The following is a 10,735-nucleotide window of genomic DNA, read 5'->3' on the forward strand; positions in this document are numbered from 1 at the left end:
TCGGCCTCCTACGCCGCGACGAGATACGAGAAGACGGACTCGAGGGACTCGTCGGACGGCGAGACCGTGAGCAGGCGGATGCCGTGATCCCTGGCCACCCTGGGGAGCAGGGCGGTGAACCGGCCGAAGTCGACGGCCTGGATGCGCAACGCGCCCTCGGCGAGGTCGACTTCGATGCCGGACGTCGACGGGTCGGCGATCAGCGCGGCCGCGAGGGCGCGGTCGTCGCTGGAGCGCACCAGGTAGCGGTGTGGGCGGTCGGTCATCAGTCGGCGGATCCTGCGGAAGTCGCCACTCGCCGCGTGCCGGCCGGCGACGATCACCTCGATGTGCCAGGCGAGTTGCTCGACCTCCTCGAGGATGTGTGAGGAGAACAGCACCGTGCGGCCCTCGTCGCCCATGCGCCGCAGCAGCTCCATGAGCTGCATGCGCTGGCGCGGGTCCATGCCGTTGAAGGGCTCGTCGAGCAGGAGCAGGGAGGGCTCGTGGACCAGCGCGGAGGCCATCTTCACGCGCTGCCGCATGCCCTTGGAGTAAGTGGCGATCTTCCGGTCCTGCGCGTACTCCATCTCGACGGTGGCCAGCGCCTTCTGGGCGGCCTTGGCGCCCAGTCCGTGCAACTCGGCGTTGGCGACGACGAATTCGCGGCCGGTGAGGAAGTCGTACATCGCCTCGCGCTCGGGGACGATGCCGATGTGCCGGTAGATCTGCTCGTTGCGCCACACCGGCTGTCCGTCGAGGGTGACGGAGCCGGTGGAGGGGGCCAGGAAGCCGCCCATCATGTTGATGAGGGTGGACTTTCCGGCACCGTTGGGGCCGAGCAGGCCGGTGACGCCGGGGCCGATCGTCATCGTGATGTCGTTGACGGCGACCACGTTGCCGAACCAGCGGGAGACGTGGTCGATGCTGAGCGTGGTCACAGTCCGGCCTTTCGGTAGCGGCGCATGAGGAGGCCGTAGCAGGCGGCGACGAGGCCCAGGACGGCGAGGACGTACACCACGCCCTCCCCGTGCGACGGGCCGATCCCGCCGGGGTACGACGAGCTCGCGCCCAGGAAGGCGGACTGCACTCCGTCGATGAGCGTGATGGGCGAGAACAGGCCGACCCAGGGGATGACGTCGGTGCTTCCCTGGTTCTCGGCGATGGCCTGGAGGGTGGAGACCGCTCCGTAGGAGATGGTCAGTACGGCGATGACGGCGGCGATGCCGAAGCCACGGCGCGGGGTCACGGCGGCGATGACCAGGCCGAGGCCGGCGAAGAGCAGCGAGAGCAGTGCCACGGCGACGAGTCCCTGCGCGAATCCCTCGGTCTGGTCGGTGAAGTCGAGCTTGGCCAGCAACGCGCCCACGTACAGCACGAGCAGCGGCGCGGCGGTGAGGACGAACAGCGCCGAGGCCAGTGCCGCGTACTTCGCCCGGACGTAGTCGGCGGTCTCGATGGGCCGCGAGAAGTACAGCGGGACGGTCTTGAAGCGCAGGTCGCGGGAGACGGACTGGGGCGCCTGGGACGCGACGTACAGGCTGATGACGGCCTGCATGACGATCGCGTACCGCGTGTAGTCCAGAGGCAGGTCCTTCGCCTTGGTGGCGACCGCGACGGCGACCATGATGGCCGCGGGCACGCACATCACCACGAACAGCAGCATCGGCAGCACCTTGGACTTGACCGAGCGGCCGAGGCCGTAGGCGCCGCGCAGGGACTGCGAGTACAGGGAGCGGCGGGCGTAGGCACGGCCCAGGCGCGGGCCGTCGTAGGTGCGGTAGCCGATGTCGTGGATGCGCGTGTCGTGGACGGGGGTCCGGTCACCCGCGCGAGTACTTGCTACGGGCTGCTCAACCGCCATGGCCGACCGCCTCCTTCCGCTGTTCGCCGCTGTCCGTGTCGTTCGTGAAGACCTCGGAGATGTGGTGCCGGCGCTGTTCCATGCGCACCAGGCCGAGGCCGAGGTCGGCGACGACGTCGCGGACCAGGTCGTACGTCTCCTCGCCCTGGGCGGTGAGCAGCAGGACGTGGCCCGCGCCCGGCAGTCCGCCGCTGCCGTCGAGGACCTCCACCCCGCGCGCGTGGAGCGCGTCGCGCACCGCGCGGGTGCCGTCGGGGTGCTCGTCGGTGTCGGTGACCTCGATGGCGAGGGTGGTCGTGGTCTGGGTGAAGTCGGTGGTGGAGCTGGAGCGCAGCAGTTTGCCGCCGTCGATGACGACGACGTGGTCGCAGGTGCGCTCCAGTTCGCCCAGAAGGTGCGAGGTGACCAGGACCGAGATGCCGAAGTCCGTGTGGATGCGGCGGATGAGGCCCAGCATGTCGTCGCGGCCGACGGGGTCGAGGCCGTTGGTCGGCTCGTCGAGGAAGACCAGCTGCGGGTCGTGGACCAGGGCCTGGGCGAGCTTCACGCGCTGCTTCATGCCGGTCGAGTAGCCGCCGATGGGGCGGTAGCGCTCCTCGTACAGCCCGACGTGGCGCAGCGTGTCCGCGGTGCGCTCGCGCGCGGCGGTGGGCGGCAGGCCGGACATGCGGGCCATGTGCACGACGAACTCGGTGGCCGAGACGTCGGGCGGCAGGCAGTCGTGCTCCGGCATGTAGCCGACGCGCTCCCGGATGGCGGCGCCCTTGGTGGCGACATCGAGTCCGAGCACTTCGGCTCGGCCCTCGGTGGCGGGGGACAGACCCAGCAGGATCTTGATCAGTGTGGACTTGCCGGCCCCGTTGGCTCCGACGAGTCCGGTCACACCGGGCCCGACGTCCACGGAGAGCCGGTCAAGCGCGGTCACCCGGGGGAACCGCTTGCTCAGGCTTTCGGTCGCGATCACAGTCACGCCTTCGACGGTAGTGACGCGCACCACGCCGGACATCACCCCGCAGAGCCGTCTTGGTATCAGCCTCGAGTCGTACGGGGGTCTCAGGGTCACCCTGAGGTCGAACAACGTCCGGCCGGTTTTCCACATCGTCTCCGCTGTCCACAGGCTCACCCACGCCTATTGACGCCACCTCTAACAACTGCCACATTCACCAGTGTCAAGTTACGAACACGTACCGCAGTCGGCGGCTGGGACGGGTGGGGCGTTGGCATGACGACGGCAGAGACACGCGAACTCTCCGAGGAACTGCGGGGATTCAGGCGGGTGCAGCGCCTGGCCTACGAGTGCGCGGAGGCGGTGGCGAGCCGGCTGCGACCGGGCGTGACCGAGCGCGAGGCGGCGCGCATGCAGCGGGAGTGGTTGCGCGGGCGCGGGGTGCGGGACTGGTTCCACCTGCCGTTCGCCTGGTTCGGCGACCGCACGGCGTTCGTGAACTTCCGTGTCCCGCTGCAGTTCTTCCCGACCGACCGCCGACTGGAGCCCGGGATGCCCTTCATCCTGGACATGGCCCCGGTGTACGAGGGATACACGGCGGACATCGGCTATTCGGGCTCGCTCGGGGTCAATCCGGTGCAGGACAGGCTGATGGCCGACCTGGAGAGCCATCGCGCGCTGATCCTGCGCGAGGTGCGCGAACGGCGGTCGCTGCGCGAGATCTACGAGGACGTGGACCGTCTCATGGTGCGTCAGGGCTACGCCAACCGGCACCGCGCGTACCCCTTCGGTGTGATCGCGCACAAGGTCGACCGGGTGAAGCAGCGCCGCTGGTCACCGCACGTCTTCGGATTCGGGACCCAGTCCCTCAAGGGGTTGCTGGGGGACGCGGTCCACGGCCATCGCGAGGGCTGGTCGCCCCTGTGGTCGCCGTACCGCTTCTCCGACCACCCGCCGCAGCCGGGCCTGTGGGCGGTCGAACCGCACCTCGGTATCCGGGGGACGGGCGCGAAGTTCGAGGAGATCCTGGTGGTCACGGACTCCCGGGACCCCGGGGAGAGCGCCTTCTGGCTGGACGACGATCTGCCGCATGTGCGGCGCTGGGCGGAGGACAGGTGACGAGGGTGACGACACTGAAGGGCGCGCGGGAGCGCTGGGTGCGGACCGGCGGGGTCGAGCTGTGCGTGGCCGAGCTGGGCGACCCGGAGCAGCCGACGGTGGTCCTGGTGCACGGCTATCCGGACAGCAAGGAGGTCTGGTCGGAGGTGGCCGTCCGCCTCGCCGACCGCTTCCACGTGGTGCTGTACGACGTCCGGGGCCACGGCCGCTCCACGGCACCGCAGCCCCTGCGCGGAGGCTTCACCCTGGAAAAGCTGACGGACGACTTCCTGGCGGTCGTGGACGCCGTCAGCCCGGACCGGCCGGTGCACCTGGTGGGGCACGACTGGGGGTCGGTGCAGTCCTGGGAGTTCGTCACGGTCGGGCGCACCGAGGGACGGATCGCGTCCTTCACGTCGATGTCGGGGCCGTCGCTCGACCACTTCGGGCACTGGATCAACGCGCGAGTGAAGCGGCCTACGCCCCGCAGGGTGGGCCAGCTCCTCGGCCAGGGCGCGAAGTCCTGGTACGTGTACCTGCTGCACACGCCCGTGCTGCCCGAACTGGCCTGGCGCGGCCCGCTCGGCAAGCGCTGGCCGAAGATCCTCCAGCGCCTGGAGAAGGTGCCGGGGGGCGACTACCCGACCTCGTCACTGCCCTCGGACGCCGTGCGCGGAGCGTGGCTGTACCGGGACAACGTACGGGCACGGCTGCGCAGGCCGCGCGACGACGCCTACGCGCACGCGCCCGTGCAGCTCATCACGCCGCTCGGCGACGCGTTCCTGTCGGAGCGGCTCTACGACGAACTGGAGCAGTGGGCTCCGCGGTTGACCCGCCGCACACTCCCTGCCAAGCACTGGGTCCCCCGCACCCACCCTGATCAACTCGCCGCCTGGATCGCCGAGTTCGCGACGGGCGTCGAGGGCGGGCGGCCACAGGCGAAGGCCACCGGCCGGTACGCCGAACGCTTCGGTGGGCAGCTCGTGCTGGTCACCGGCGCCGGCAGCGGCATCGGGCGAGCCACGGCGTTCGCGTTCGCCGAGGCCGGCGCACATGTGGTGGCGGTCGACCGGGACGGGGAGGCCGCGGCCCGCACCGCCGAACTGTCCCGTCTGATCGGCGCCCCGCGAGCCTGGGCCGAGACGGTCGACGTCTCCGACGAGCAGGCCATGGAGAAGCTCTCCGAGAAGGTCGCCGCCGAGTACGGCGTGGTCGACGTGCTGGTGAACAACGCGGGTATCGGCCTGTCGGGCTCCTTCTTCGACACGACACCGGACGACTGGCGCAAGGTCCTGGACGTCAATCTGTGGGGCGTCATCCACGGCTGCCGCCTCTTCGGCCGGCAGATGGCCGAGCGCGGCCAGGGCGGCCACATCGTCAACACCGCGTCTGCGGCGGCGTACCAGCCCTCCAAGGTCCTGCCCGCCTACAGCACCTCCAAGGCGGCGGTCCTGATGCTGAGCGAGTGTCTGCGTGCGGAACTGGCCGGTCAGGGCATCGGCGTGACGGCGATATGCCCCGGCATCGTCAACACCAACATCACGTCGACGGCGACCTTCGCGGGAACGGACGCGGAGGAACAGCAGCGCCGCCAGAAGCGGACCGCACGCCTTTACGGCCTTCGCAACTACCCACCGGAGAAGGTCGCCGACGCGATCCTGCGTGCGGTGGTCCGCAACGAGGCCGTGGTTCCGGTGACTCCAGAGGCGCGCGGTGCGCATCTGCTGACGCGGTTGATGCCGGGGGCGTTGCGGGCGTTGGCGCGGGTGGAGCCGCCGGTGTAGGGGACGGGAGTTACGGGTCCGCTCGTGGACCGCGGTATTCGTTCAGGGGAGTTGAGGTCCCAGATCGAGTACGTCACCTTTCCTTGCCCGGAGTTCATCGCCAAGCATGTCTTCGTCGGCCACCTCGACGGCCCACAACGCGCGAACGACGCGAACGCGGTCGAGGCGGCGTCCCTCGTGCGTCGATCGGACCCCTCCCCCAGCAAACCCTGGAGGCCGAACCGCCGTGCGCGATGCGCCCGTTGGCCACCCACTCTTGTCGTCAGCGCCTCGGCACGACGGGCCTCCGCATCCACGGGACGGGACGCGTTCCGCGGCACTGCTCGGCGAGACAATGCGGGCCAGTGAGCGACTGGTTGGGCAGTAACAGGCTGCCGTTCCTCTCGAAGTGGCCGTCCAATGCGAGGTGCAGTCCCGAACCTTGGACCAGATCGCCGCAAGTCCTGCCTCACAAGTCGATCTTGACGAACCCGCCCGAATCAACGCCCAGTTGTCCACAGATTCTTCAATTTGCCTGTGGATAACTACAGTTGGTTGTGGATCAAACATCCACGGCAAAACAATATGCGTGATCCATGTCTCGCGCGGCATGCTGTCGAAATGGACGAAAGACGCACCGTGAAGGTGTCGAAGTACCTCTCGAAGCACTTGCGCCACCAGCCCGAGCGCATCGGCCTGACGCTCGACGAAGGCGGCTGGGTCGAGATCGAGACGCTGATCGCGGCGGCCGCCGCGCACGGGTTCCGCATCACCCGGGCCGAACTGGACCACGTGGTCGCCGCCAACGACAAGAAACGCTTCGCGATCGAGGGCACCCGGATCCGCGCCAGCCAGGGCCACAGCGTCGAGGTCGACCTCGGACTCCCGCCGACGACCCCGCCGCCGTACCTCTACCACGGGACCGTGGCCCGCAACCTGGACGCCATCCGCGCCGAGGGCCTCAGGCCCATGAACCGGCACGACGTGCACCTCTCGCCCGACCGTGAGACAGCGACCCGCGTCGGCGCCCGCCGAGGGCGGCCCGTCGTGCTCTGCGTGGACGCCGCGGCCATGCACCGCGACGGCCACATCTTCCACGTCAGCGCGAACGGAGTGTGGCTGACGAAGGCCGTACCGCCGCGGTATCTGCGGTTCCCCCAGGCACACTGAGCACGCTGAGCCACTGCGACCCGGCGCGTGACGACGTGCCCGCCTTCCTCCGCGCGTCTTCGACGGCCTCGCCCACGTCAGGGCGCGCCGCCTTCCGCCGGGCTACTTCCCGATCGTGCCGCTGCCCGAGAACGTGCGGTCAAGGAGTACATGCCGATGATCGGCCTCAGTCCGTGGCTGAGCAGCCGCGTACGGTGACCGTTTCACGTGAAACACATTCGGGCGCATACGCTCGGAGCATGAGTCTGCGTCTGAGCACCGTGATCCTCCCGTACCGCCGCTGGCACGAGGGCGGCCGTTCGGCATGGATGCGTGCCGAGCAGCTCGGCTTCCACACCGCGTACACCTATGACCATCTGTCCTGGCGCAGCTTCCGGGACGGTCCCTGGTTCGGGGCGATCCCGACGCTGACGGCCGCCGCGGCCGTGACCGATCGACTGCGTCTGGGCACCCTGGTCACCTCGCCGAACTTCCGGCACCCGGTGACCCTCGCCAAGGAACTGATCTCCCTCGACGACATCTCCGGGGGCCGCGTCACCCTCGGAATCGGCGCGGGCGGCACCGGCTTCGACGCCACGGCGCTCGGCCAGGATCCCTGGACCCCGCGCGAGCGGGCCGACCGGCTGGCCGAGTTCGTCCCGCTCCTCGACCGGCTCCTGACGGAGGACTCGGTGTCGTACGAGGGCGACTTCTACTCGGCGCACGAGGCGCGCAACATCCCCGGATGCGTGCAGCGCCCGCGGCTGCCCTTCGCCGTAGCCGCCACCGGTCCGCGCGGGCTGAGGCTCGCGGCACGGTACGGGCAGGCGTGGGTGACCACCGGCGACCCCAAGCTGTACGAGAACGGCACCTCTGACGAGTCGGTCCGGGCCCTGCGTGGCCAGGTCGAGAAGCTGGCCGACACCTGCGCCGCGCTCGGCCGCGACGTGAACGGGCTCGACAAGATCCTGCTCACCGGTTTCACCCCCGACCGCGGACGTCCGCTGGAGTCACTCGACGCGTTCGTGGACTTCGCGGGCCGGCACCAGGAGCTCGGCTTCACCGAGCTGGTGATCCACTGGCCCATTCCCGACTCGGACTTCGCCGCGGACGAGAAGGTCTTCGAGCAGATCGCCATGGAGGCACCGGCGCAACTGCGCTGACCTCGACGCCACGTCATCTGTGTCTCATCTGTGCGGAGTCCCGCACGCCCGTGCGAGCATATGCGCGAGAATGACCGGGTGACCTCAGCGACTAGAGAGACCGAGACCCCGGCCGCGGCCGTTCCGCCCCGGCTGATCGCCACCGATCTCGACGGCACCCTGCTGCGCGACGACAAGTCGGTGTCGCCGCGCACGGTCGCCGCCCTCGCCGCCGCAGAGGAGGCGGGTATCGAGGTCTTCTTCGTCACCGGCCGCCCCGCCCGCTGGATGGACGTCGTCAGCGAACACGTCCACGGTCACGGCCTGGCGATCTGCGGCAACGGGGCCGCCGTGGTCGACCTGCACGGCGGCCCCGGCACGCACCGGTTCGTGAAGGTGCGGGAGCTGGCGCGCGCGAACGCGCTGGACGCCGTACGGCTGTTGCGCGACGCGGCGCCCGGCACGGTGTACGCGATCGAGCAGACGTACGGCTTCTACCAGGAGCCGGGCTACCCGAAACTGCACATGGAGATCCCCGACAATCTGGCGCCCGCCGAGGACCTGCTGGCGCCGGACGGTCCCGGTGCCGCCGAGCCGGTGCTGAAGATCCTCGCGTACCACCCCGACCTCGATCCCGACGCCTTCCTGACCGTCGGCCGCCTCGCGATCGGCGGTCGCGCCAACGTCACCCGCTCCAGCCCGAGCGCCCTGCTGGAGATCAGCGGCCCCGGCGTGTCCAAGGCCAGCACCCTCGCCCTGTGCTGTGCTGAGCGGGGCATCTCCCACGAGGAGGTCGTCGCCTTCGGGGACATGCCGAACGACGTCGAGATGCTGACCTGGGCGGGCCAGTCGTACGCCATGGGCAACGCCCACCCGGACGTGGTCGCCGCTGCCTCCGGGCGGACGGTCGCCAACAACGAGGACGGGGTGGCGGTCGTGATCGAACGGATGCTGGCGGAACGGGTGTAGCCGCCCACGACTGTCCGACGGCGAAGTCCTGCCCGACCGGACCGCGTCTGATCGCTCAGTACGGGCTGTGCGGGCCGGCTCCCGGCCGCTGCGGGCTCGGCTCAGTACGGCGCCTGCCACACCACCGTCGTACCGCTGCCGTCGTCCCCGATACCCGGCCCGTACCGGCTGTCTCCGCCCAGGGACTCGGCGCGCCGCTCGAGGTTGCGCAGGCCGCTGCGCCGGCCGCCCGCGGGGATGCCGACGCCGTCGTCCGCGACGGTCAGGCGGACGCCGGGCCGCCCGTCCGGCAGGGTGAGGGTCGCGTCCACCACGACGTCGATCCGGGAGGCCTCGGCGTGCCGGAAGGCGTTGGAGAGTGCCTCGCGCAGAGCGGCGATGAGATTCGTGCCGGTGAGATCGCCGACCAGGTCGTCGACCGCTCCGACGAAGTGGTGCGAGGGCGTGAAGCCGAGCGGGACGGCGGCCATGTTGATCTCACGCAGCACGCGCCTGCGCAGCCCCGACGGAGCCTGTACGGGACCCTGCTCGAGCGCGAAGATCGCGGTACGGATCTCCTGGATGGTGACATCGAGTTCGTCGACCGCCTTGCCGACGCCCTCCTGCACCTCGGGCACGACGGACCTGCGCCGGGCGCTCTCCAGCATCATCCCCGTCTCGAACAGCCGCTGGATGACGAGGTCGTGCAGGTCGCGGGCGATGCGGTCACGGTCCTCGTACACCGCGAGGCGCTCCCGGTCGCGCTGTGTCTCGGCCATCATCAGGGCGAGCGCCGCCTGTGAGGCGAACTGCACCGCGAGGGCGCGCTCGGTCTGCCTGAACGGTCGCTCTCCGCGCGCGCGTGGCGTGACGAGGGCGCCCAGAACGCGCCCGTCGCTCTGCAGGGGCAGCATCATGGTCGGCCCGTAGGCGTGGGTGAACCCGATGGCCGTGCGCGGGTCGTCGGCCGCGTCGTCGACGAAGACCGCCTGTCCGTGGAGGAGTTCGGCGACGATTCCGCTCTCCGGCGGGATGACGGCGCCCAGCAGGGCAGACGGCTTACCGGAGGCCACGGCGACGATCTCCAGGCCGCCTTCATCGGCGGGCAGGAGCACGACTCCGGCGGCCGATCGGGAGAGTTGGCGGGCCTGTTCGGCGACGATCTGAAGGGCGTCTTCGGCGTCGCCACCGGACAGCAGGGCGGTGGTGACGGCGACCGATCCGTCGATCCAACGCTCACGCTGCCTGGCGGCCTCATACAGACGGGCGTTGCCCACGGCGATGCCCGCCTCCGTGGCCAGCACCCGGACCATGTCGAGGTCGTGGTCATTGAACGGCTCCCCGCCGCGCTTCTCGGTCAGGTACAGGTTGCCGAAGATGTCGCCGTGGACGCGGATGGGGACGCCGAGGAAGCTGCGCATCGGCGGATGGTGCCTGGGGAAGCCGCAGGAGCGCGGGTCCGTGGTCAGGTCGGCGAGCCACACCGGTTCCGGGTCGCGGATGAGCGCGCCCAGCAGCCCCTTGCGCCCGTCCGGCAGTCGCCCGATCCGCCGGGCGGTCGCCTCGCCGACCCCGTGGTGAACGAAGTCGGACAGCCCTTCCCCGTCCTCGGCGACGACGCCGATGGCCGCGTACCGGGCTTCCGTCAGGTCCGCCGCCGTCTCACAGATCCGGTCCAGCGTCGAGTGCAGCTCCAGGCCACTGCCGACGGACCGCATCGCCTCCAGCAACCGCGGCACCCGCGCGGCCAGCTCGGCCGACAGGTCCGACGGGGGCTCGAGGGGCGATGCGGTGGACATACCCCGAGCCTAATTAGCGTCATTTGAGACGGAAAGTCGGCTTCGCT

9 protein-coding genes and 1 pseudogene are annotated in these 10,735 nt (G+C 70.0%); 6 read left to right on the forward strand and 4 right to left on the reverse strand.

Annotation, left to right across the window (positions count from 1 at the left end):
* Positions 1 to 8: 8 nt before the first annotated feature.
* Genes ACFY16_RS11090 through ACFY16_RS11100 form a run of 3 tightly spaced genes read right to left on the reverse strand, consistent with a single transcriptional unit; the run spans position 9 to position 2,807 of the window.
* A complete protein-coding gene (locus ACFY16_RS11090) occupies positions 9 to 920 on the reverse strand; it encodes an ABC transporter ATP-binding protein (RefSeq protein ID WP_390646811.1) in 912 nt (303 codons plus the stop codon).
* Positions 917 to 1,843 (reverse strand): ABC transporter permease, encoded by a 927-nt coding sequence (locus ACFY16_RS11095; protein ID WP_390646812.1) that lies wholly within the window; start codon positions 1,841 to 1,843, stop codon positions 917 to 919. Before ACFY16_RS11095 ends, ACFY16_RS11090 begins: the two co-directional genes overlap by 4 nt.
* The gene (locus ACFY16_RS11100; protein ID WP_390647237.1) at positions 1,833 to 2,807 is read right to left on the reverse strand and encodes an ABC transporter ATP-binding protein; all 975 of its coding nucleotides are present in this window, start codon (positions 2,805 to 2,807) and stop codon (positions 1,833 to 1,835) included. The genes ACFY16_RS11095 and ACFY16_RS11100 overlap by 11 nt, the downstream gene beginning before the upstream one ends.
* Before the next feature lie 258 nt (positions 2,808 to 3,065).
* Between ACFY16_RS11100 and ACFY16_RS11105 the strand changes: the two genes are divergently transcribed.
* From ACFY16_RS11105 to ACFY16_RS11130, 6 genes and pseudogenes are all read left to right on the forward strand, one after another.
* Complete coding sequence (locus ACFY16_RS11105; protein ID WP_390646813.1) at positions 3,066 to 3,908, forward strand: M24 family metallopeptidase; 843 nt, start codon at positions 3,066 to 3,068, stop codon at positions 3,906 to 3,908.
* 5 nt (positions 3,909 to 3,913) lie between these two features.
* On the forward strand, positions 3,914 to 5,671 hold the full coding sequence (locus ACFY16_RS11110; RefSeq protein ID WP_390646814.1) for an SDR family oxidoreductase: 1,758 nt from the start codon (positions 3,914 to 3,916) through the stop codon (positions 5,669 to 5,671).
* A 600-nt stretch (positions 5,672 to 6,271) separates the two neighbouring features.
* Positions 6,272 to 6,820, forward strand: a complete 549-nt coding sequence (locus ACFY16_RS11115; RefSeq protein WP_390646815.1) for an RNA 2'-phosphotransferase — start codon at positions 6,272 to 6,274, stop codon at positions 6,818 to 6,820.
* A 17-nt stretch (positions 6,821 to 6,837) separates the two neighbouring features.
* Positions 6,838 to 7,018: pseudogene (locus tag ACFY16_RS11120) on the forward strand (hypothetical protein); the annotation flags it as partial.
* 41 nt (positions 7,019 to 7,059) lie between these two features.
* Positions 7,060 to 7,962: an LLM class flavin-dependent oxidoreductase gene (locus ACFY16_RS11125; protein ID WP_390646816.1), complete on the forward strand. Its 903-nt coding sequence runs from the start codon at positions 7,060 to 7,062 to the stop codon at positions 7,960 to 7,962.
* 60 nt (positions 7,963 to 8,022) lie between these two features.
* The gene (locus ACFY16_RS11130) at positions 8,023 to 8,910 is read left to right on the forward strand and encodes an HAD hydrolase family protein (RefSeq protein WP_390646817.1); all 888 of its coding nucleotides are present in this window, start codon (positions 8,023 to 8,025) and stop codon (positions 8,908 to 8,910) included.
* A 101-nt stretch (positions 8,911 to 9,011) separates the two neighbouring features.
* Here the strand turns inward: ACFY16_RS11130 and ACFY16_RS11135 are convergent, their stop codons facing one another.
* Positions 9,012 to 10,688 carry a GAF domain-containing sensor histidine kinase gene (locus ACFY16_RS11135; RefSeq protein ID WP_390646818.1) on the reverse strand — a complete coding sequence of 559 codons (1,677 nt, stop codon included), beginning with the start codon at positions 10,686 to 10,688 and terminating at the stop codon, positions 9,012 to 9,014.
* Positions 10,689 to 10,735 lie beyond the last annotated feature (47 nt).

The sequence above is a fragment of the Streptomyces sp. NPDC001315 genome (assembly GCF_042896175.1).
Taxonomy (GTDB): Bacteria; Actinomycetota; Actinomycetes; order Streptomycetales; family Streptomycetaceae; genus Streptomyces.

Coding starts and splice junctions, on each gene's coding strand:
- ACFY16_RS11095 (WP_390646812.1), bottom strand. CDS start 1,843: ATGGCGGTTGAGCAGCCCGTAGCAAGTACTCGCGCGGGTGACCGGACC.
- ACFY16_RS11105 (WP_390646813.1), top strand. CDS start 3,066: ATGACGACGGCAGAGACACGCGAACTCTCCGAGGAACTGCGGGGATTC.
- ACFY16_RS11115 (WP_390646815.1), top strand. CDS start 6,272: ATGGACGAAAGACGCACCGTGAAGGTGTCGAAGTACCTCTCGAAGCAC.
- ACFY16_RS11125 (WP_390646816.1), top strand. CDS start 7,060: ATGAGTCTGCGTCTGAGCACCGTGATCCTCCCGTACCGCCGCTGGCAC.
- ACFY16_RS11130 (WP_390646817.1), top strand. CDS start 8,023: ATGCGCGAGAATGACCGGGTGACCTCAGCGACTAGAGAGACCGAGACC.
- ACFY16_RS11135 (WP_390646818.1), bottom strand. CDS start 10,688: ATGTCCACCGCATCGCCCCTCGAGCCCCCGTCGGACCTGTCGGCCGAG.